Source organism: Blautia sp. Marseille-P3087 (assembly GCF_900120195.1).
In the GTDB taxonomy this organism is placed as follows: Bacteria; Bacillota; Clostridia; order Lachnospirales; family Lachnospiraceae; genus Blautia_A.
Map to the genome: position 1 here is coordinate 1,624,649 of NZ_LT635539.1, position 22,263 is coordinate 1,646,911.

Annotated in this window: 24 protein-coding genes and 2 pseudogenes; 6 read left to right on the plus strand and 20 right to left on the minus strand. The window is 39.9% G+C overall.

The features are described from left to right. Together BQ7344_RS07760 and BQ7344_RS07765 are read right to left on the minus strand one after the other, a co-directional pair. A pseudogene (locus BQ7344_RS07760) lies at nucleotides 1–200 on the minus strand (site-specific integrase); the annotation flags it as partial. 86 nt (nucleotides 201–286) lie between these two features. Next, on the minus strand, nucleotides 287–916 hold the full coding sequence (locus BQ7344_RS07765) for a helix-turn-helix domain-containing protein (protein ID WP_072522125.1): 630 nt from the start codon (nucleotides 914–916) through the stop codon (nucleotides 287–289). A gap of 171 nt (nucleotides 917–1,087) precedes the next feature. Between BQ7344_RS07765 and BQ7344_RS07770 the strand changes: the two genes are divergently transcribed. From BQ7344_RS07770 to BQ7344_RS07790, 4 genes are all read left to right on the plus strand, one after another. Further along, nucleotides 1,088–1,318, plus strand: coding sequence for a helix-turn-helix domain-containing protein (locus BQ7344_RS07770; RefSeq protein WP_004843519.1), 231 nt, complete (start codon nucleotides 1,088–1,090; stop codon nucleotides 1,316–1,318). A 140-nt stretch (nucleotides 1,319–1,458) separates the two neighbouring features. After that, the gene (locus tag BQ7344_RS07775; RefSeq protein ID WP_072522126.1) at nucleotides 1,459–1,773 is read left to right on the plus strand and encodes a relaxasome subunit MobC; all 315 of its coding nucleotides are present in this window, start codon (nucleotides 1,459–1,461) and stop codon (nucleotides 1,771–1,773) included. 327 nt (nucleotides 1,774–2,100) lie between these two features. After that, the gene (locus BQ7344_RS07785; protein WP_181985380.1) at nucleotides 2,101–3,822 is read left to right on the plus strand and encodes a MobA/MobL family protein; all 1,722 of its coding nucleotides are present in this window, start codon (nucleotides 2,101–2,103) and stop codon (nucleotides 3,820–3,822) included. Next, nucleotides 3,800–4,510 (plus strand): DUF6040 family protein, encoded by a 711-nt coding sequence (locus BQ7344_RS07790; RefSeq protein ID WP_008369915.1) that lies wholly within the window; start codon nucleotides 3,800–3,802, stop codon nucleotides 4,508–4,510. The genes BQ7344_RS07785 and BQ7344_RS07790 overlap by 23 nt, the downstream gene beginning before the upstream one ends. 219 nt (nucleotides 4,511–4,729) lie before the next feature. On the opposite strand, the gene BQ7344_RS07800 is transcribed toward BQ7344_RS07790, so the two are convergent. The 12 genes and pseudogenes from BQ7344_RS07800 to BQ7344_RS07860 all read right to left on the minus strand — a co-directional run bounded on the left by BQ7344_RS07800 (nucleotide 4,730) and on the right by BQ7344_RS07860 (nucleotide 14,387). Beyond that, nucleotides 4,730–5,461, minus strand: a complete 732-nt coding sequence (locus BQ7344_RS07800) for a hypothetical protein (RefSeq protein WP_005334769.1) — start codon at nucleotides 5,459–5,461, stop codon at nucleotides 4,730–4,732. A gap of 97 nt (nucleotides 5,462–5,558) precedes the next feature. After that, nucleotides 5,559–5,840 carry a hypothetical protein gene (locus tag BQ7344_RS07805; protein WP_005334771.1) on the minus strand — a complete coding sequence of 94 codons (282 nt, stop codon included), beginning with the start codon at nucleotides 5,838–5,840 and terminating at the stop codon, nucleotides 5,559–5,561. 19 nt (nucleotides 5,841–5,859) lie between these two features. After that, entirely contained in the window at nucleotides 5,860–6,057 is a 198-nt protein-coding gene (locus BQ7344_RS07810) for a hypothetical protein (RefSeq protein WP_005334773.1), read from the minus strand. Nucleotides 6,058–6,090: 33 nt separating this feature from the next. Next, nucleotides 6,091–7,293, minus strand: coding sequence for a hypothetical protein (locus BQ7344_RS07815; RefSeq protein ID WP_005334774.1), 1,203 nt, complete (start codon nucleotides 7,291–7,293; stop codon nucleotides 6,091–6,093). A 31-nt stretch (nucleotides 7,294–7,324) separates the two neighbouring features. Then, entirely contained in the window at nucleotides 7,325–8,185 is an 861-nt protein-coding gene (locus BQ7344_RS16495; RefSeq protein WP_235816073.1) for a DUF6560 family protein, read from the minus strand. Then, nucleotides 8,175–8,816 carry a hypothetical protein gene (locus BQ7344_RS16500; protein WP_029471593.1) on the minus strand — a complete coding sequence of 214 codons (642 nt, stop codon included), beginning with the start codon at nucleotides 8,814–8,816 and terminating at the stop codon, nucleotides 8,175–8,177. The genes BQ7344_RS16495 and BQ7344_RS16500 overlap by 11 nt, the downstream gene beginning before the upstream one ends. 129 nt (nucleotides 8,817–8,945) lie before the next feature. After that, nucleotides 8,946–9,338 (minus strand): hypothetical protein, encoded by a 393-nt coding sequence (locus BQ7344_RS07835; protein WP_235816074.1) that lies wholly within the window; start codon nucleotides 9,336–9,338, stop codon nucleotides 8,946–8,948. Between the two features lie 59 nt (nucleotides 9,339–9,397). Further along, nucleotides 9,398–10,054: a hypothetical protein gene (locus tag BQ7344_RS07840; RefSeq protein WP_019161966.1), complete on the minus strand. Its 657-nt coding sequence runs from the start codon at nucleotides 10,052–10,054 to the stop codon at nucleotides 9,398–9,400. A gap of 480 nt (nucleotides 10,055–10,534) precedes the next feature. Next, on the minus strand, nucleotides 10,535–10,744 hold the full coding sequence (locus BQ7344_RS07845; RefSeq protein ID WP_176815408.1) for a DUF6061 family protein: 210 nt from the start codon (nucleotides 10,742–10,744) through the stop codon (nucleotides 10,535–10,537). 306 nt (nucleotides 10,745–11,050) lie between these two features. After that, complete coding sequence (locus BQ7344_RS07850; protein WP_235816075.1) at nucleotides 11,051–11,866, minus strand: S8 family serine peptidase; 816 nt, start codon at nucleotides 11,864–11,866, stop codon at nucleotides 11,051–11,053. 127 nt (nucleotides 11,867–11,993) lie between these two features. Further along, nucleotides 11,994–13,243 (minus strand): annotated as a pseudogene (locus tag BQ7344_RS16795) (carbon starvation CstA family protein). Nucleotides 13,244–13,604: 361 nt separating this feature from the next. Continuing rightward, nucleotides 13,605–14,387 (minus strand): ZIP family metal transporter, encoded by a 783-nt coding sequence (locus tag BQ7344_RS07860; RefSeq protein WP_072522130.1) that lies wholly within the window; start codon nucleotides 14,385–14,387, stop codon nucleotides 13,605–13,607. A gap of 374 nt (nucleotides 14,388–14,761) precedes the next feature. Here BQ7344_RS07860 and BQ7344_RS07865 point away from each other — a divergent pair, with 374 nt between their 5' ends. Then, complete coding sequence (locus BQ7344_RS07865) at nucleotides 14,762–15,346, plus strand: manganese efflux pump MntP (RefSeq protein WP_072522131.1); 585 nt, start codon at nucleotides 14,762–14,764, stop codon at nucleotides 15,344–15,346. A gap of 315 nt (nucleotides 15,347–15,661) precedes the next feature. After that, the gene (locus BQ7344_RS07870) at nucleotides 15,662–16,075 is read left to right on the plus strand and encodes an SGNH/GDSL hydrolase family protein (protein ID WP_330392827.1); all 414 of its coding nucleotides are present in this window, start codon (nucleotides 15,662–15,664) and stop codon (nucleotides 16,073–16,075) included. A gap of 28 nt (nucleotides 16,076–16,103) precedes the next feature. Here the strand turns inward: BQ7344_RS07870 and eno are convergent, their stop codons facing one another. The 6 genes from eno to BQ7344_RS07900 form a co-directional block, all read right to left on the minus strand. Then, a complete protein-coding gene (gene eno / locus BQ7344_RS07875; RefSeq protein WP_200793038.1) occupies nucleotides 16,104–17,411 on the minus strand; it encodes a phosphopyruvate hydratase in 1,308 nt (435 codons plus the stop codon). 311 nt (nucleotides 17,412–17,722) lie between these two features. Further along, a complete protein-coding gene (locus BQ7344_RS07880) occupies nucleotides 17,723–18,652 on the minus strand; it encodes an AEC family transporter (RefSeq protein ID WP_072522132.1) in 930 nt (309 codons plus the stop codon). Beyond that, the gene (locus tag BQ7344_RS07885; RefSeq protein ID WP_072522133.1) at nucleotides 18,639–19,940 is read right to left on the minus strand and encodes an MATE family efflux transporter; all 1,302 of its coding nucleotides are present in this window, start codon (nucleotides 19,938–19,940) and stop codon (nucleotides 18,639–18,641) included. Before BQ7344_RS07885 ends, BQ7344_RS07880 begins: the two co-directional genes overlap by 14 nt. A 181-nt stretch (nucleotides 19,941–20,121) precedes the next feature. Beyond that, complete coding sequence (locus tag BQ7344_RS07890; protein WP_072522134.1) at nucleotides 20,122–20,946, minus strand: TrmH family RNA methyltransferase; 825 nt, start codon at nucleotides 20,944–20,946, stop codon at nucleotides 20,122–20,124. Between the two features lie 58 nt (nucleotides 20,947–21,004). Continuing rightward, entirely contained in the window at nucleotides 21,005–21,733 is a 729-nt protein-coding gene (locus tag BQ7344_RS07895) for an anti-sigma factor family protein (protein ID WP_072522135.1), read from the minus strand. Continuing rightward, a complete protein-coding gene (locus tag BQ7344_RS07900; protein ID WP_072522136.1) occupies nucleotides 21,717–22,214 on the minus strand; it encodes an RNA polymerase sigma factor in 498 nt (165 codons plus the stop codon). The genes BQ7344_RS07895 and BQ7344_RS07900 overlap by 17 nt, the downstream gene beginning before the upstream one ends. Nucleotides 22,215–22,263 lie beyond the last annotated feature (49 nt).

The following is a 22,263-nucleotide window of genomic DNA, read 5'->3' on the forward strand; positions in this document are numbered from 1 at the left end:
TGTCCGACTGTGAGATTTTCCGCTTTGGCAACAAATTTCTTTTTCTCATAATCATCCATTGCCTGACGGAGCAGCTTTTCAGTTCCACTTTTGCTTTCTGTTCCAACGCATTCTTTCTGAACAAGATTGCCGCTTGCGTCCTCTACATAGAAGCGGTAGTACCATTTCTTTCCTTTTTTTCTTACAGATCCTTTTGCCATAATCGTATGTCTCCTTTCGATATTAGACAATCGGAACTGATGAAATGCTTCGTGCGTGTAAGTATATCATAACTCCGGTTGTCTTACTATACCGATTCGGAATCTTCGTATAAGACTTCTGATAAAAGATTTGCAAGCCTTTGTTCTGCTGTTTTTTGTTTCTTGGAATAGAGCCTTACAATGTCTGCCATCTCATTAAAAGCATTGATGGTAGGAGTGATTTCCCTTAAGAACATAATCTCATTATATTCATCATTCGATTCAAACCCTATTGTTTTGGCAATATCCGTCTGACCAGCATTTCCCTTGAAGTTTTTGCAGGCGAACTGGAAGGAATCCAAAAACAGACCATATTGTTTTAACATCAGCAGTAATAAATCTTTTGAAAAAGCATCTTCTTCTTTGGTAAGGGCAAGCGGTAACTGTTCCAGAATATCTCCCATCGCATCACGAATCTGTAACTCTCTCTTATCCGTAATGTCGGTTTCATATTCATCTGTTTCCCCTTTGAGCCATTCCACAGATACATGGAGTGCTTCCGAAAGACCTTCCAGCACCATTTTTTTCGTATTGTCAATCGAACCATTCTCATAACGCAGGATTGTAGAAGCGGTAACACCCATCTTTTCTGCGACATAAGGCTGTGTCAGATTCAATTCCAGACGGCGCTGTTTTACTCTGCTGCCTATCAGCTTGCGTAGTTCTTTATCTTTCATGCTGACTGCCTCCTTTTTCGGTATGTATGAATTATAGCATTGTTTTTCTGTAATTGCAATATGCAACTTAAAAATTATTTTTAATATTTCGTAACGCTTGACAAAAATATATGAAAAGGATATACTTACATCACAAGAATTGCATAATGCAATTTATAAGGAGGTGATTATATGACGCAAAGAAAAATTGCATTATCCATCGAAGAAGCTGCTGACTATACGGGAATCGGCAGAAACACCTTAAGACAGCTTGTAGAATGGAAGAAACTTCCAGTATTAAAGGTTGGTCGCAAAGTCCTGATTAAAACCGATATTCTGGAAATGTTTATGGAAGCGAATGAAGGTCGTGATTTGAGGGATAGAGGAAATGTAAAAGCCGTAACAAGAACTGCGGCAAATTAAAAAGGCGGCTTCCAAAGAAACCGCCAAAGGTTCTATCAGACCGAAGCCATGATATACCTACACGCAAGAAGATTATACCATGTGCTTCTTCTGATACGCAACCGAGAACTTATGTTTGCAAAAGAAAGGGGAATGTAATCATGGCAAAATCAACAAAAAGTTATGAAGAACGAATGCTTGAAATGGAAAAGAAGGAACAGGAAAGCCTTGAAAAGGCGAAAAGATATGCAACACAGAAGAAAGAACTTCTGAAACGAAAGAAAGCCGAAGAAAGTAAAAAACGAACCCATAGGCTCTGTCAGATTGGCGGTGCAGTGGAATCCGTTCTTGGTGCACCTATTGAGGAGGAAGACATCCCAAAGCTGATTGGTTTTCTGAAAAGGCAGGAAGCCAATGGGAAGTTTTTCTCAAAGGCAATGCAGAAAGAAGCCAATACCGATATGGAGGAAGTGTAATGGCGGAGGGGATGAGTTTTTCATTCCCTTCATTGCTTTTTCATGAAGGGCGCACTTATGGACAACCAGAGGTCGTCCCAATAAGTTTGCCACAAGTGGCAACCGGTCTGCGCTCACGCTTGCCGGGCTCGTTCCGTCGGCGGGGCTTTCAGCCAGACCTGCTCATGCCGCAGGAGGCACTCTTCGCCAGAGGGGCGCATTCCATGCAGACTGCTATGCGCAGGGCACTCTTACGCAGAGGGCGTTCCGGCAATGCTGCTTTTTCTAAAATTGAAAGCAATGTTGCCGGAAATCTATGCCGGATGTGCAGAAAGGAGGAATCCAGACATGGCGATTTTTCATTACACAATCAAAATAGTCGGACGAAGTAAAGGAAAATCTGTTATCTCCGCTTCTGCATATCTCAATGGGGATGTGATGAAAAACGAAGAAACCGGGAGTATCAGTTATTACACTTCTAAAAAAGAAGTGGTCTACACCAGTCTGATGATGTGCGAAAACGCACCTTCTGAATGGCAGATAGTACCAGAGGAAAATATAAAACGCTTTCAAAAGTCTGTCCGATACAAAAGGTCAGAAGATAAAGAAGCTGCTATAAAAAAATTTAAAATCACATTTCAAAAACAGAGGTTATGGAATGAGGTATTGAAGATTGAAAAAAGTGCGGATGCCCAACTTGGCAGGTCATTTGAATTTGCCCTTCCAAAAGAATGGAGCAGACAAGAACAGATTCAATATACAGCCGACTATATCCAAAAAACATTTGTGGATAAAGGAATGTGCGCTGATTGGAGTATCCACGACAAAGGGGATGGCAATCCTCATGTCCATCTGCTTCTGACTATGCGCCCTTTTAACCCGGATCATTCTTGGGGAAAGAAAGAAGTCAAGGATTGGGAATTTGTCAGAGATAAAAACGGAAATATCGTGATTGATGAATCCCATCCGAACTGGTGGCAGGATAAGAAAAACCCTGACCGTCATGGAATCCGTATCCCTGTATTAGACGAAAACGGAATCCAGAAGATTGGTGCAAGAAACCGCTTGCAATGGAAACGGGTGCTGACCGATGCTACTGGATGGAACAATCCAAAAAACTGTGAACTATGGCGGAGTGAATGGGCAAAGGTATGTAATGAACATCTGCCTTTGCAGAATCAGGTCGATCACCGTTCTTATGAAAAACAGGGAAAACTCCAGATTCCTACCATCCATGAAGGCGCTGACGCAAGAAAGATTGAACAAAAGTTTCTTGCCGGGCAGGAAATAAAAGGTTCGTGGAAAGTAGCGGAAAATCAAATCATAAAACAACAAAACACGTTATTGCAAAAGATACTGGACACCTTTGGGAAAGTATCGGGTGCATTATCATTATGGAAGGAGCGATTAAATGACATTAGAAGAAAGCCGGGAAATTATACCCTTAATGGAATCCATGATTGGGCAAATCGAAGAACAGCAGACCTTAATGGCAGAAATGATTCTGGAAATGCAGAACCGGGACACCCAACTCTCTCTTATGCAGGAACAGAATCAGAAATTGCAAAAATTAAACAGCGAGTTATCCGGGCTGCTCAACATTTTGCCAAATACCGAGGAACTGCTTTCCAAGATGAAAGAACAGAAAACGAAGATAGAACTTTTGGAAAACGAAAATCAGCAATGGCAGAAATTGGCACAGAAGCTGAACAGCGAAAACAGTTTATTACTGAAACAGAACACCGAATTGCTGAACTGGAACAGCAGATAGAGAAAGGACGTGATATAGATGAACGAATCCAGAGAATTAAAGAACGCCGAACAGTTGGAAGAGCTTCTGCTCCTGACCGAGGAGATACAAGAAGAACTGGAACAGAAAGACCAGCTTATCGTGGAACTGAAGACGCAGCTCAACGAATCTCTGATCTTGAACGAGAAATTAAACAAAGAGAACAGAGCCGGGAATATTCAAGCATTAAAGAACGACTTGAAGCTGGCAGACAGAGCATTGCGGAACGAGAAAGAGAAGCTGCGAAGCGCAAACGTCATGATCGGGGAATATCAAAATAAAATACGCTGTTTAACACAACAACGGGATTATGCCCGGACACATCAGAAAATCGTAGAGATACCGGTAGAAAAGCCGGTACTCTATGAAAAATGTGAATCCTGTGACCGGACAGCCTATCAGAATGAAAAAGCGAAATACGGAACACAAAAAGAGCGACTTGCCGGACAGTATAAAGCAAAAACGGTAATGTTCCAAACAACCTTGTTCCTTCTTGCATGGTATTCGCTGACAACCACTCTTTTTCAGGCAGTACAGTCCGATGTGTTCCTTTCCGATTGTAAATCATTCTTCCATGATGCAGCGTCATTCCTACAAACTTTTATCGGTTGGACAATTGATGCCGGGCAATCTGTGGCACAGATTAGCACAAAAATTCCAAATCCTTTTATAGCCGGAATGGTATATTGGTTATTTCTGATATTGGTTGTCGGAATATGTGTGGCAGGGACAGGGATACTGGCGATACTGATAGAAATAAAGGTTATAGAATTATATAAGAAAAACTGTTGGGATGTTATTACTCTACTGATGATACTGACAAGTACTGCTGTCATCATTTATTTTGGAGAAGCAATTAAAAAAGCACTTTCCGTAAATCTTCTATTGCTTTTCGTACTTTCTCAGGGAGTATATCTTGGAATCAGATGTTATTTGAAAAATCGGTTAGGTACCAAGCAATATTGGTGAAAACATGCTAAAAAACGTATAATAGCAGGGGATAAAACATCGTCCCCTACTATTATATAAACAGCGAAGTTTTACCCATCTCTCTCTTTTGAAAGATTCGCTACTTGTGGAACCGAGATATAAGGTTTCGCCTGTGTTCTTTGGTGTATCACTACCACATTTCTCTGTACCGATGTAATCTTTCTGCATACGGAAGCAAGAGATACAATATTCCTTATTTTAAAACATAATTACAATTCCTGTTTGACAAGAACGATCATCATAGAAGGATTGTATTTGTCCCCACTCATAATAATATTCGACGCCTGTCATACTCTTTTTACTGGGAGTACCTAAGCATTTCCTTAAAAACCTATTATTTTCTTCTTGCAACTTTTCTAAGACTGTACCATTCATTGTCTCATATTTCGTAGAATACTTTTTGTCTGCTCGAACCAATTCAATCTTTTTTACTTTTCCATGTCTTCCATAGATTGTAACATAAAACTTCTTATAAAGCCATTTTAAAGGTTTCTTAGAAATCAATATTGTATAAGAATACTCTGTTTGAGCAATCTTAAAATCAATTTCTTTAAATAGGGAAATACTTCCTTTGGGAGTAATTTTATATCCCCCTATTTTTAACATATCTTCCTTTAGCTCATCCTTTATTTGGATAATCTCCATACTTACTATAAAAACAACATAGCCTTCACACACTACAACGGTAACTATTTTTGCCCATAGCACATCTGGAACAAACATGTTCCAAGCTATAACAGGAAGCAAAGCTACTCCTACCGCAGTCACCAGTAGAAGCACCCTCCAAATATAATTTTTCTTTCTTTTTCCTTCATTAGTTAAATTTTCATCATAATAAAGATGACCTGGGGCTTCGAATGAGTTTAATAGAAATTCCTTTAAAAATGACACCAGAACCGCTCCCCAAGAAGATTTCTTTTGTTCCTTCATATTACCCAATCTCCTCTGCTATATGATTATTTTTCATTCTATTTTTTACTTAACTTATACATTAGCAAGATTTTTAGTTATTCTTCTAACAATATTTTTATCCCCGCTTTTTCTGCTTTATGCGAAAAGTCAACAGCAAATCCCCATCCCATCTCTGCAAATTGCCATTTCTTCGTTTTTTTGTAATTTTATAGATTTCAACTGTAGACACTTTATTTAATTCAGGATATAACTTCTTAAGTGTAAGTATTTGTTTATTTCTGCTTATTTTTTCATTCCATATAATTGTTAATTTAACCTGTTTTCTTTCAAAAAAACCCACCTTACATAAATCTGCATAGCAGGCTTCTGGTATTGATATATCATTGTTTTTTAACATTTTTCTCCTTTATTTAATTTTATAAAAAACTTCTAAGCCCTATTAAAAGAAATATGAAGCCTATTAGAGGAACAGGTATCATACAAATGAGAAACACATTAAATTTTTTCCTTGCTTCATCAGTATTTTCTTCTTTTGTTACTTTTGCTTTTTTCATAACTATAAAAGGGAATATCAGTAATAATAATCCTCCAACTACTGCTAACAATATTTTCATCTTATATATTCCTTCCTTATCTTTAAATAAATATTAATCATGTATCGTACTATATTCCAATCCTAATGCACTTTTTCTTCTACAAATTCTTTTACTATCGCCTATTGATGTATTTTCATATTCACTGTTTGAAACAGTATATATTTCTCTTTTACCATTACAACTTACATATAACTCTCTATCTCTAGTTTTACCACTGCTAATCTTTTTGTCTGTTACAATTGCAATTTCATGAGTTGCCCCATCAAATGTAAATAAAAAATTTATTGGGAAGCTAATTGTAAATGCGATTATAAAAGCAGCAAATACAACTGAAAGTTTACGTCCAAATTTCTGTGGTACATCTGTTTTTAAAGATTTAATAATAAATGGCAGTGCAAGTAAAGCAGTAATAATTGCCGTAATCTTCATATAGTTTCCAAATTCATAATTAAAGAGTTTACTCGTATTCAGGGATAAAAGCATTGCTATTGCTGCACCCATAAATGGTAATTGATACGCCAGTTCTTGTCCTTTTTTTGTGGTGACTTCTATAAATATATATGGATAATATTTTATATACACTGCATATGTAATCATCAAAACCATTATAAATATAACTAACATTGTTTTGCCACCAATAAAAAATGCTACCGCATCAGCAATTATTAGAATCCAACCTAAAGCTTTTAAAAATTGCTTTGTTTTTTTACGCTTTTCTTTTTCTATTGTTTTTGACATATTTTTGATAGTTGTATTCTCATTACATATAGATTTATAGAAATTCTTTTCTATCCAGTTTAAAGCAGGTACATACTTTGATACATCTTTGTTCTGTTCAACTAACTCACCAAAATCCACAAGATCTATTTCATGTTTTATAAGTGTATCATATAAAATATCATAATTTACATACACTTGCTCCAGAGTAACAAGTCTATTGTACATCTTATCAATTAATATGACATCTGTTCTACCATTTAATGGAATCATTAAAATACAACGAATATCATTATATTTTATATGCTGAGTTTTCTTAACCAGATAGCTAAATACAATTTCATCTTCATTTACTACAATTATTTGTTTCTTGTATGCCAAAATTAAAGCAATACCTAAAAATACAAAAGGCATAAAACATATCGCAACCCCCATATTTCCTGTAACAAATGTTACCAGTACGATTATTAAAAAAAGAACTGTTGTTACTATTCCTAAATTTTTTACAAATTTACTTAATCTAATGACATTATCCATAAACTCAATCTCCCTATATGATTCACATTTTTCATTTTTTACGTTCTAATTTCTTCTTATCCTTTTTTATTTCTGCAATCTTTACTTGCAGCCAGTCCACATTTCTATTTCGGGCAGAAATTTTAGCGATTTTTTTCTGATTTTTATATAAAATAAGAGCTTCTCCAAATAAATTCTTTTTTCTTTTCATCTGGGTAATATCCGTTAATCTTATTTTACAGTTCTTCCTTAAAAATCCATTTCTATATAGCCATCCATCCTTGACAATTGTTTTGTCCATTAAAAAATAGAAAAATATACCTCCCGGTACAAGAGAGAATAAAAGGAAAACAAAAGCTGTTTCTTTTGCATTGAATACAAGTATCACACTATTGTAAACCAAATATAAAAAGAAAATGCCTGGCAGAACATAGTGGCTTTCTTTTGGTCTTATGATGCACTTTTTATCTCTACAACTCAACCATGTTTCTTGTGAAATTTTATGCTTAGACAGACTATTTGCAAACAATGATGCGCTTATGTTTTCATCAAATTTGAATATTATTTTGTCCCCTGCATATATTTCCAATGTACCATTTTCTTTATGTACACTTCTTGTTATATCTGAAAATTTATAATATTTTTTTCCAAAAAACGACCGGTATTCAATTACATCATGATTTATCTTGACTCTCCACAGGAACAAATGCAGGGTACAGATTCCAGAAAAAGCAATCAATATTCCATACGCCACTATAACTGAAAAATCCGCCTGTCCGTCTATAAAACCATACAAAAGTAATCCTGAGAAAAATATAGTTCCAACCAAAAATAAAATTCCCAGCCATCCTTCTTCCTGGATGCTATAATTATTTTCATCTATATTCTTTTCATAAAAATATTCATTTTTCAACCTCCCATTTTTTGACAGCAAAATACTTTACCAGGTGAAAAACTCCTAAGATAGAACCCAAAGAACAAAAATAGGAACAAAGGCTTGCAATTCTAATCATGGCTGTATATTCAACGCTGCTACTAAGTACTTTTGCGACACCCATTCCAAGCAATACAAAACTAGTAATACACCATCCTCCAGCCAGCTTTTTGGAAGAAGATGGATTGTAGATATCTTTTTTAATCAAAGTTATTATAAGAAAAATGTATGCAGCGATTACCAGTATGTAAATGATAACGAGTATGGTTAGATACCTCTTATAATATTCTTCTTTCATAGTTGTCAGCATGAGGATAGTTGCTGCCCAACAGAACAAAATAGAAAACGTCAGACTTTGTATTCCAATGATCCAAAAAACCTTTTTCCCTGTCACTTCTGTTCTTGAAAAACTAAGAATCACGAATCCAAGATAAACAATAACTAAAAATACTTTTGAAAAAAACGGTGATGGAGCTGATTCAGATAAAAAGAAAAATAAAAATACTAGAAACAAGATTGCTCCATCTAATTTGTAGATTTCTTTCGGCTTAATCACATCTTCTATACCGTATAGTAAAAAACTTTTTGTTTGTTCATTAATCTTTTTCATTCTCGTTTTCCCCTATCATTTCTTTATTCTTCCTCTACGGATATTTCCACATTTGCATGAAGCACCTTTTCCAGATATAATAAAACAAGCCGTCGCCCTTCTTCACATTTTCCTATCTTAGAAATATTCCTATACAGCAGATATAATGGAAACATAAATAAAATCAAACATTCTGTTAAAATCAATAAATCTCCCTGAGAAAAAAAACAATGCAAATAAAATCACTATGAGCAGAAAAAATAGTGCAGCTTTTTTTATGTATGGCAAAAGCACAAACGTACCTTCCAGCATTACATCTCCCCCATAGCTTTTTATATGTGTCTGGAGCATTTCCCAGCCACCGCCTGTCATACTTCCTGCTGCATATCCGATACATAAGGTATTATCCTCTTCTTTGTAGGCTGCAAGTGCCATATCTCTATAAGCCTGGTTTGAAATACATAATGGTTTTGTAGTCTTCTTAATCTGTTCCAATAAATATTCTTTGGAATAAGGAAAATATATTTTATAATATTCTTGCATATGCTTTCCTTTCTCATAAAAAGGTTTTCTAAAGTTCAATACAATACAAATTTTTTACATTAGTTTCCATCATTTATAAGCTGAACCATTTCCATAGAGATATTGTATTCTTTGCAAAATCTGTTTATTGTCCAATTATTAAAGAGAAGAAAACTCTTCGTCACATAAATATTTGCTTTTGAATGATGTATTAAATTGAAAATACTTTTTATATCATAACAGTTAAAACTGTAGGCAGGAGACATTCCTATCTGCCCATTGCTTATATTGATATCATATCTTTTTTGTATAACACTTGGATATGCCAAATAAATTGTAATATTGCATATATATTTTTTCTTCCCATTTTCTTTTATGTATAGGTATGGTTCTCCCAGTCCAATATCATATATTCCTTTAGGTCTGGAGGATAGTGTAAAAACTAATGAATGGATATCCGCATACAAAATTTTTCGTTCCCTAAATCCATATGTTATTTTTTGATCGAATAGTTTATAAGTACGTTGTTTTATAAAGTAATAAAACAATAATAAAAAAATCACAAAAAGTATGGTAAAAATCAGTGCTTTTTGAAAACTCACTTTAAAATCAAAGGAAAACAAAAGTTCGGTTAAACAAAACGATATTGCTGAACAACTAATAATACTAACTATAATGTTGAACCAAGTATTAAATTTTCCATTTCCAAAGATATAATCATAACTTTTATTCTTCATTATAACCTCGTATATTTTTTAATATAGAAAAACTGCATCACAATATCGAACCAAAATATAAAAATCAATTTTATCTCTTTATCATAATTATATACATCAACTAACCACATTGTAAAGCAAAAAGCAAGCCATTTTCAGACTTGCTTTCCACCAGATTACTGCACCTTATTGCCAAATCATCTCCTTATTCAAAATTCCCTTTTCACACTCTTGTATAGTATTTATTTGCTACCCATTCCATCTGTTTATCTGCCTTCAACTCTTCCTTAATCCCCTGTGTCTATTTCATTTGCTCTACAATTGACTATTATTCCAGCGATTATATAAAAACCATAACCAATACAAAATATGGAAACGGTGCTTCTAACTATACCGCTAAAGCCTTTCGCCATTATCCCGAAAATAGTACTCCAGCAGACATAAAAAACTCGACCCCCTTGTAAAATGGGCATCAGAAGTTTTCTACCCGTTATTCTTGTTCTATAATTCAAGTGAATCTTCTGAATCTATCCACATCTGTAAATTGCCATCGAGATATAATCTTGCATATTCTAAAGGCTCATCCACAGCCAATGAAGTAAGCGCACATTCTGATCCATATGTGGTTTTTAAATCTTTTTCAGCTCCCCAGCAATCAATGCGAAGCATATATCCAACACTTGTGTAAACATCAATACTATCGTGTTTTATGTTGTATTATGCATAAATTGTTCTCATCGTATCTTATCTCTATTTTCTTTTAATAATCAGTTATAGAGTTAAATATCGAAAACATTTCAATCAGTTCACCATGTCGTTATTGTTATACTGTGTTATGAAATTTTCTTTCCCTTATTTTTTCCCATATTAAGATTCATGAAAGCTAATGGGAGAATATAACACAAAGGAAAGAGTAAGGGAAAGCTCACTTGCTACAAACTTAGTATTTTCAAGGGTTTGCGAAGAATTTGATAATCAAATATAACAGTTATTAAATTTCCTAAAATAAGTGCAATATCAACTGATATTTATCGCAATCGGTCTACCCATTCTGACTGCCTGCCGGATGAGATAGTCAATCCCTTCCATCAGCTCCGTCGTCCGCGGAAAAGAATTTTCTCCTGCATTCCCCATCTTTACAACAAGCAGATCACTTTCATAGGCTACCCCGCGGTTCACGCCCTCCGATACCGTCCCATTTCCCGCCGCAATTCCGAGCACTGCCGTTCCATGTCCACTGACATCTCTGGATGGAATAAGGCGCCTGCCTTCGGTTTCCCCAAGTGCAAGCGCCTTATCAATTTCTTCTTTCGTATATTCCGTTCCTTTTGTGTAGCCTTTCGGAGGATTTCCGGGTATGCTCTGATCCCACAGATATAGTATCCTGCTGCTTCCATCCTCGTTTCGAAAATCCGGATGAAAAAAATTCACTCCCGCATCCACAATGCCGACCAGTACTCCTTTTCCGGTAAGACCATTTTTCCCTTCCTGAACCGGCAGAATGCAGCTCGCTTCTCTGCCCTGAAAGGTTTCAAAATACAGTCGTTTAGGTTTTTCAATAAATTCAATCTGCTCCCGGGCAGAATACACCTTGATTTCCGACTCCGGTAAAGTCACTACTGCATAACCTCCCAGCAGTGGCACCATCTGAATTCCCTCACCGCCAAGTCCGCTCTCCGGACCACTGTACTTCACGATCACATCCCATAATCTTTCCGATGAATCATATCCGACATTCAAATTTTCGGATTTTGCACGTTCCTCTGATGTCGCATCCATCGCAAGATTCAAAAGGTTATCTATTTTCTGATCCGGCATAACTGATCCATTCACTTAAATATTTACTTATATAATACACAATGTCTCATAATGTTGTTCTTTGCTCTGGTGGTTGCGTGGGTCTGATCATTGGATTTTTCGGCGATATCTTCTACATCTACAAAGGAGTTGTAAAACTTCTTTATGCTGTTGCTTTTTTGTCATCTGTTTTTTCAAACAGTTTCTTAACGCCCTGAATTGCAACCAGTACACCAAGGATCAGCAGTAATACCGCAAAAACAAGCTGCAGAGTATTTCCAAAATCAAGACCTGTTGTTACAAGTGCTTTGGTAAGTTTTGTGATGGTCATGCCAAGTGCTGTAAAGGTAACAGCCATCATGAATACCATCGGGATCCAGAGCATGCAGCCCTGACGTTTTGTTTTCTTTAAGAATACGGCGCAGGCTACAAGTGCAAGTACCAGAGTGATGATTGTTGCAAAGTATTTGTTTGTTACTACTTTTAAGAACGGACTCATGTTTTTCTCATCTGTATCGGAATCAAGGAAAAATTCCTGAAATGACAGACGTCCTACTCTGGCTACAGAGTCAAGAGATGTCAGTGCAAATGCTGATACTGCAAGGTTGATCAGTGTAAATACAAGTGAATGCGGCAGACCTACTACAGAAAGGAAGTTTGCGATAGCTCCTGCAAAAATCTGTGGCTGTGTTGTAAGTCCCTGTGCTGCTGCCTCTCCGTTGGCAAAAGATGCAACTGCAATCAGTGCGATAACGGCAAGCATGCTTTCCATAAGCATGGCACCGAATGAAACAGGAAGCATATTCTTTTCATTTTTGATCTGTTTGGATGCGGTACCGGAAGATACCAGTGAATGGAAACCGGAAACTGCACCACATGCGATTGTTACAAACAGGATTGGGAACATATACTGTCCGTCTACGTTAAAGCTTGTAAATGCTTTGAGGTTGCATGAAGGATTTGCTACAAATACACCGATGACCGCACCGACGATCATAAAAATCAGCAGATAGCTGTTCAGATAATCACGTGGCTGAAGCAAAGCCCATACCGGAGCGACACTGGCTACCAGAATGTATGCAAAAATGATGATATGCCATGTATCAAGGCTTACATACATCGGGAAATTAAGTCCGAGTACGATTGCAACTACAAGTAATACAATTGCAACTGCTGTATTGATCCATTTATTAAACTTTGTATATTTAAGGAAAAATCCAAGTGCAACTGCTTCCAGGATGAACAGCATGGAAGTTGTTGCAACAGCTCCGTTTGCTGCTACTCTTCCATTTCATATGCCGGAGTTTTAGCTTTTGGGACAATGCCCCATTTGTTTTGGAGATAACGGCCATACAGAAGATATGCTCCACCGAGCACTACAATGGCTATTACCATCATTAAGATTCCACTCATAATCTCTGCCCTCTTCTTTCTTATGTAATAATTTATATTTGCTTCACAGGTATCTCCTGTTCCACAAAAAAACGCCTCTGCTATCCTTTCGGATAACAAAGGCGGAATCTTCCGTGGCACCACTTTGTATTATCATATTTATCACAAAATACTTTCTGCCGCTTCTCAGCAACTGCGGCTCTCTGTAATCCGGTTTCCTTTTGTGATCTGTCCTGATCTATGCATTTCTCTTTTTTATTTATCTAGTGTTTTACTCCTTTTTTCCAAAAACATCAACCTCATTTTTAAATATATTCCACAATTTTATCCATGCCTTTTTGTTCACATTGTATGTATCTAGGCATCTGTTCAGCATCTGCTTTCACCCCAGTGCCACATCCAGGATCATCATCAGCGAAAATCCAACTGCAAAGAAAATGGTACCGATATTCGAGTGTTCTCCGGCGGACATCTCCGGAATCAGTTCCTCTACCACCACATAGATCATCGCCCCCGCCGCAAAACTTAAGAGATACGGCAGTGCCGGCACGATCAGTCCCGCGGCCATGATTGTCAGTACTGCGCCGACCGGTTCCACGATTCCAGACAAAACACCTCCCGCAAAAGCCTTCATCTTACCCATTCCCTCAGAACGAAGCGGCAGGGAGATAATTGCGCCCTCCGGGAAATTCTGGATTGCGATTCCAAGCGACAATGCAAGCGCGCCCATCAATGTGATGTGTGCATTTCCGGTCAGATACCCCGCATAGACAACACCAACTGCCATTCCCTCCGGAATGTTGTGCAGCGTTACAGCAAGAACCAGCATGGTTGTTCTCTGCAGATTACTCTTCGGTCCCTCTGCTTTATCAGTTTGTTGATGCAGGTGCGGAATAATATGATCCAGAAGAAGCAAAAAAAGCACACCCGCCCAGAATCCGGCTGCCGCAGGAATAAACGATAATTTTCCCATTCCCCCGGCCTGCTCGATTGCCGGAATCAGAAGACTCCACACAGATGCAGCTACCATAACACCTGCTGCAAAACCTGTCAGGCACCTCTGCACCCACTGGTTCAGATCCTTTTTCATAAAAAAGACGCAGGCTGCACCGGCCGATGTCCCAACGAACGGAATCAATATTCCGTAGAACATATTCATATCCATATATATCCTCCATATTTATAATATCTTATGCACAGTGACACTATTTGCTCTGTGTTAGTTTATTCTAACTTCATTTATGAACAGTATAACAATTTTATATATCTTACGCAATTGCTTATCCTTTAATGATAAAAAATATTGACAAGCCATTCTGCATTTGTTATAGTTGGAGCAATTAAGTTACGTGAGGGAGTAATTTGCACGAACGTGTGATTTGTCAACATACTGGTACCTGTACCTGGCAAATCTTAATGAATGAGACTCATGTATGTCATGTTTTATGTACAGATTCTAATCTGTATTTATTCATGGCATACGTGGGTCTTTTTGTGTATTCAGATACTTTCTTACCCAAAAGAAAAGGAGATTTTATTATGGCACTGTTTGTTGAATTATTTTTATTAGGTGTTGGGCTTTCCATGGACGCCTTTGCAGTCTCTGTCTGTAAGGGACTCGGAATGAGAAAACTCAATAAAAAGCAGGCTCTGATCATCGGTCTTTATTTCGGCGGATTTCAGGCGCTCATGCCGCTTATCGGCTGGCTTCTTGGCAGTCAGTTCCAGCAATATATCACCAGTATTGACCACTGGATCGCTTTTATTCTGCTTGGCTTCATCGGTGGCAAGATGATGGTCGAAGCTGTCCGTGAATGGAATGAAGAAGAAACCGTTGAGGTTATGGATGCACCGATCGACCACAAAAACATGTTCGTTCTGGCTGTTGCCACCAGTATCGATGCACTTGCAGTCGGAATCACATTTGCCTTCCTGAACACTCCAATTATTGAGGCGATCACAATTATCGGAATCACCACTATGGTTCTCTCTATCATCGGTGTGATCGTTGGAAACTTTTTTGGAGGCAGGTACAAAAGTAAGGCGGAATTTATCGGCGGCCTGATTCTGGTTCTTCTGGGACTGAAAATTCTCCTGGAGCATCTCGGAATCCTGACTTTCTGATAAACACGATTTTCCACCGGTCAGATTATTTAATACAATAATCTCTTCGTTTTCGTAATTTCATTTGTTCATTTCAGTCACAGCTACTTGACATTTCGATATAAAGTGTTTATTATACTAACATATTTATTTGGTATGTTTGTATGATTTATTCAGTTAAGCAGTGTGATCTCATGAATATCTTATGCTTTGGCGATTCAAACACCTGGGGATACAGACCAGACCGAAAAGGCCGTTTTGATGAGAATACAAGATGGACCGGCCTTTTGCAGCAGAAACTCGGGCCCGAATATCATATTATAGAAGAAGGACTTTGTGGAAGAACGACCATCTTTCATGCTCGGTACCAATGACTGCAAAAGTCACTATCGCGCATCTGCCAGCCTGATATCCAAAGGTCTTGATCAGGTAATCCGCAAAGCACGCCTGAATGCCTCGCAGCATTTTGACCTGCTGGTGATCTCCCCGATCCATCTCGGACATGGTGTCGGCGAACCCGACTTCGATCCGGAATTTGACGAAAATTCTGAGGTTGTTTCCAGAAATCTTGCCGCTGAATACCGCAAGGTTGCACTCCAGAATCATGCGGCTTTCCTGAATGCCGCAGATTATGCCCTGCCAAGTATTACTGACAGAGAGCATCTGGACGAAAAAGGACATGCGGCAATGGCGGACGCAATCTATGATAAAATCATCGCCCTTCAGAAAGGACTCTCGAACGTAATCTGAGGAGCTGCCAACGGCAGCTCCTCCTTTTTTAATCCTGTTTTACGTTGAATGCTTTCATTCCAGGATATACTGCGCTTGCGCCAAGTTCTTCTTCGATGCGGAGAAGCTGATTGTATTTGGCAACTCGCTCGGAACGGCTCGGCGCACCGGTCTTGATCTGGCAGGTATTGAGTGCAACTGCAAGGTCAGCGATCGTGGTATCGGCTGTTTCACCAGAACGATGTGAAGAAATTGCAGTGTATCCTGCTTTGTGTGCCATCTTGATTGCTTCCAGTGTCTCAGATACGGAACCGATCTGGTTGAGCTTGATCAGAATTGCATTACCTGCACCAAGTTCGATTCCCTTTGAAAGTCTTTCGGTATTTGTTACAAACAGGTCATCGCCGACAAGCTGTACTTTGTCGCCAAGTCTTGCGGTAAGCTTCTTCCAGCCTTCCCAGTCTTCTTCATCCAGACCGTCTTCGATGGAAATGATCGGATATTTGTCGCAGAGTTTTGCCCAGTGCTCGATCAGCTCTTCAGATGTATATTCTGTTCCGGCCTTCGGAAGTTTATAATAGCCTTTGCCTTTTTCGCTCTTCCATTCGGAGGAAGCTGCGTCCATCGCGATCTTGAAATCTTTGCCTGGTTCGTATCCTGCTTTCTTTACTGCCTCGAGAATTGTCTCGATCGCTTCCTCATCCGATTTCAATGCCGGTGCAAAGCCACCTTCATCACCAACGGATGCGGCAAGTCCGCGCTCTTTCAGGATGGATGCCAGTGCATGGAAAACTTCGGCACACCATCTTAAGCATTCTTTAAAAGAAGGTGCACCGACCGGCATGATCATAAATTCCTGCACGTCCAGTCCGGATGACAGCGCATGGCATCCGCCGTTGACAATGTTCATCATCGGTACCGGAAGACGGTTGCCGGACACTCCGCCAAGGAAACGATACAGCGGGATCTCAAGTGCGGTTGCGGCTGCTCTGCAGCATGCGATAGATACGGCAAGAATTGCGTTTGCTCCAAGTTTTGATTTGTCTTTTGTTCCGTCTGCTGCGATCATCGCTGCATCAACTGCGTAAATATCACTTGCATCCAGTCCTTCGATTGCTTCATTGATCACAGTGTTGATGTTTTCAACTGCCTTCTGCACACCTTTGCCAAGATAGCGTGCTTTATCTCCATCACGGAGTTCCAGAGCTTCGAACTCACCGGTAGATGCGCCGCTCGGTGCGGTTCCTCTGCCTACAGTTCCGTCCAGCAGATAAACTTCTGCTTCGACTGTCGGATTTCCTCTGGAATCCAGAATTTCTCTTCCTGTTACTTTTTCAATTTCAAGGTACATGACCATTCCCCTTTCTGCTGCTTTTCAGTCCGGACGCCGGTTCCTGGTCGATACCGACACCCGCTTGATTCATTTATACACGAGTTTTATCAATCTAACTCTTTTAGTTAGTATAGACTAATTTCATTAGCCATGCAAGATTTTTGTATCAATATAATTGAGAATATACTTCAATAACAGAGCAGACAAATCCACTTCAAACTCCCTGAATCCATCCCAAAATCCGACAAACTTTAAGTGGCTATCACACAAAAAAGGACACCGACATTCTCTCAGAAATACTATGAAAAAATGGGTATCCTTCTTGTAATCTGTTCTTATATCGCATATTGCAGCAGCCAGCAGATGCACGGCAAAGTTACGATTCCACAGAGCGTCGTGATAAAAACGCCCCCTAGTGCATATTCTCCATCCATTCCTGACGCGTTCGCCATCATCACAACCGCAGTCATCGTCGGCATTCCGGTAATCAGTGCCATTGCAAGTCGTATCTCCGCACTGACCGGAAAAAATCCGAGAACAAAGAACATCAGGAGCGGTGCAAGCAGCATGCGCACAAGCACAATTCCATACAGCGAAAGCTCTTTCAGATATTTTTTCAGCGGAAGCTCCGCAAAAATACCGCCTATGTAGATCATCGCCAGAGGAGATGCTGTGGCACCGATTTTTTGAAGCCCGGTATCGAGAAGTGCCGGAATCCGCACACCCGTCAGCATCAGGAGCATCCCGATCAGGATTGCCACTGTTGCCGGATTGATCAGCTTTTTCAGTTCAAAACCGCCGCTTCTGGTTGGTGTTGTGAGCTTCACACCCAGCGTCCAGAGCATAAGCTGATCAAAAACCATAAATACAGAAACGTACAGAATCCCATTTCCCGGAAAAACACTGGAAATCACCGGGACTGCCATGAATCCGATATTTCCGAACAGCATCATCGCCTGACAAATTCCGGCGCGGTCTTCGGACAGATGAAAAAATTTCATCATGCCGAAGCTGACCAGGAACATCACGGCATAAAATCCCGCCGCGATCAGCAGGATTGACCAGGAACCGGTCAGAATTTCTTTGTTTACACCATCGATGATATTGATAAAGATCATGACCGGCAATGCCATTTTGATCACAAATTTTGAAATGGGCTCCAGTGTTTCTCTGTTGAGTACCTTTGTTCTGACAAGTATCACACCCGCCAGAATATAGATTACAAACAGTCCGATCTGCTGAAGCAATATCTCAAATGTAGTCATTGGACACACTCTCTTTCTTTCTGGAAAGGATCAGGATCACGACAAACGTGAGCATCTCAGAAGCAAGGAAAGACAGCCAGACTCCGTTCATTCCAAGTATTCTGGAAAGTACGATCGCACAGAGTACAATGGCGATTACTCCACGCATCAGAGAACCGATGATCGCCGGACGCGCATTCGCTGTTGCAGAGAAATACGCGACAAGCATGATATTTACTCCGGCAAACAGAAACCCGAGGAAATACAGCTGCAGGCCGGTATGTGCGTATTGCAGCAGCATGACATTATTTTCGCTGTTAAAGATCGCAACGAGCGGATCTGTAAACAGCCAGATCAGAGCAATCATTACGATTTCTATCGTAATCGTGCTGTTCATGCCCCAGCGAAGATATTTTCTGACATGCTCACTTTCTCCCCTGCCGAAGCTTTCACTGATCAGCGGCTGCGCGCCCTGTGCAAGGCCATTGAAAATGCACATTCCGACAATGGAAAGATTTGCTACGATTCCATAAGCGGCCACACCAACGCTGCCTGCAAGTCCAAGGATCAGCATATTAAACACAAATGCGATCACGGCGGAAGAAATTTCTCCCACGAACGCGGATACACCGAGCTGACAGCATGAGATCAGATGTCGGACAGACATTTTCTTCCATTTGAATCCGATGTGACAGTTTTTTCCAAAATAATGCAGCATGCAGACGGACATCGTAACGATCGGACAGAACGCTGTTGCAAGTGCCGCTCCGGAAAATCCAAGACCTGCCGGAAAAATAAAAATATAGTCAAAAACGATATTCCAGACACTTCCGGCAAGAGAGCCGGCCATTGCAATTGATGTCGCATTGTCATTTCGGGCAAATGCCGTGACGGAATAATTCGACATAAAAAACGGTGTTCCTATGAGGATGATACGCAGATAGGTCTTGCCGAGTGCAACAAGTCCGGCATCCGCGCCGAGCAGTGCCAGACATTTATCGGGAATAAAAATTCCGAGCAGGACAAACGGGATGCTGATCAGGACGCTCCAGGCAATTGCCTGTGTAAAGTAATAATCTGCTCTTTCACCCTTTGCTTTGCTGATGCCATATCGGGTCGCGGAGCCGATACCGATCATCGAACCAATTGCATAGATAAGACCATATACCGGGAGAATCAGGTTGAGAACCGCCAGACCATCCGCCCCGGCATAGACGGAAATAAAAAAGGTGTCTGCCAGAACATAGACGGAAACACCGATCATACCCGCAACACTCTGAAATACATATTTGGAAAATCGTTTTAACATTTATAAATTCCTTTATCTTCTTTCAATTTTATTAGCTTTTCCATTATAAAGAAGATTCTGATAAAAAACAAGAAGTCCCGGGGAATAACTTATACTATTCAGTAGAGAGTATTCCGCGAGGCGTTTTGGAATGCATTTTGACTCGTAACTGTGAGGATACTGAACAGTTACGAAATGATTCTTATTTCCTTCCAAGCTCCCAGAAGGCAACTGCACTTGCAGCAGCTACATTGAGAGAATCAACACCATGAGACATCGGAATTTTCACGGTATAATCGCAGTCTGCGATTGTGTCGGATGCCAGGCCATCCCCTTCTGTGCCGAGGACGATGGCAAGTTTTTCTTCTGCATGAAGCTGCGGATCGTCAATACTGAAAGAATCATCCCGCAGTGCCATTGCCACGGTCTTAAAGCCGAGTACGCGAAGAGTCTGCATGCCTGTATCCAGCCAGAAAGTTTTTTTATCAAAATAAGTCCACGGAATCTGAAAAACCGTGCCCATGCTCACACGGGAAGCACGGCGGTAAAGCGGATCGCTGCAGCCGCCGGTCAGAAGGATTGCATCCATGTGGAGTGCTGCCGCGGAGCGAAAAATCGCACCGATATTAGTTGGATTTACGACATTTTCCAAAATTGCTATGCGTCTGGTATTCTGGCAGATTTCCTCGACAGTCGGAAGGGTGCGGCGTTTCATGACGCAGAGCAGTCCTCTAGTCAGAGCATAACCGGTCAGTTTTACAAGGATTTCATATTCTGCTGTATATACAGGGGTCTGCGAAAAACGTGCCAGAAGTTCTTTCGCCTCGCCCTCAATATCCTTATGCTCGACCAGAAATGAAACCGGTTCATAGCCTGCGCTACACGCACGCTCAATCACCTTCGGGCTTTCTGCAACAAAAAGTCCCGGAAACGGTTCGTTATACCGCCGGAGCTGTACCTCTGAAGTCCTTGCATAAATATCCAGCTCCGGTGCATTAAAATCATTGATTTCTATGATGTTGTTCACGATGCTCTCCTTTAAAATTCCCTAACTTTTACTTTTAGTTTTTCAGCAAAATCGCAGTTCATTCAGCGCTCCAGATCAGGTGACACTTTGCTGCAAGCTCCTGTTCTTTTTGCTGCGCTTTGTCCGGCTCATCCTGATAATCCCAGAGAGCAAATGCCTCTTTTATATTTTCCGGATCTACATAATAAACATTTTCGATACCGGTCGGCAATGAAGTTTCATCAGTGGCTGTATCCGGCAGGCGGTCATGTGCCTTCTGAAACTCATCAAGATCAAACATTAAATTCTCTGCATCCTGTGCAGATGGGTAATTTTTACGTATCCATGCCGTCTCGGAAAGCATGTAAAACATGTTTTTCTGGTCTACGGATAAGATAGCTGTCTTATGTCCGTCCGGATCAATTTTGCTGTAAATTTTTCCATCCCTTAAGGTCATTCCGGCATCTTCCCAGGATATATAAGTCTTTTTGTCATAATACCAGTAATGCCCGATTCCACTCGCAAGCAGCACAAGTACTGCTGCTAAAATAATGGAAATAATACGTTTCCGACGGATACGTCTGCGGATTTTTTTTAATGGTGCAATCTCAGTACGGTGGTCTGAATTCCTCTCTGCATTTTCTGAAACAGTCCGCAACTGATTCTCCTTTTTCATCTCATCCAGCATTTTGCGGCAGGCTGCACACTCTTTCAGATGTTCTTCTACAAGCTGTCTGCTGTCCTCACTGACCATATCATCAATATAAAGCGGAAGCAGATCTTCAATAATATTACAGGTGATCTTCATCGTCTAATTCCTCCCTGATTTTTTTGCAAGCACGGTGATAAGTAACTCTCGCCCAGCTTTCACTTTTGCCAAACAGATCTGATATATCACTAAATGACAGTTCTCCAAATACCCGGAGGGAAAAGACTTCTTTGTACGGTTCCGAAAGTTTATGCAGAACTTTGTGGACACGAAATGCCGTTTCTTTGTCCGAAAAATCCTGAATAAAATCCGTAGAAAATACATCTTCTGACAACTCATTCTGCGCTTCCGGTACGTATTTTTTGTTCTTTTTCAGATAGTCATAATATGTGTTTTTGGAGATCTGGCAGAGCCATATCCGAAGGTCACATTCCCCTCTGAAATCGTCGACTTTTTTCAGTGCTTTGAAGAATGTTTCCTGTGTAAGTTCCTCTGCAATGTGGGTATTGTGTGAAAGCGAGAGCAGATAGCGGTATACGACTGTGAAGTATTTTTCGTATACTTCCTGAATATTCAGCATTTGTTTCTCCTCTCTTTGTACTCTTGTCCTCCTTCACATATATGACGAT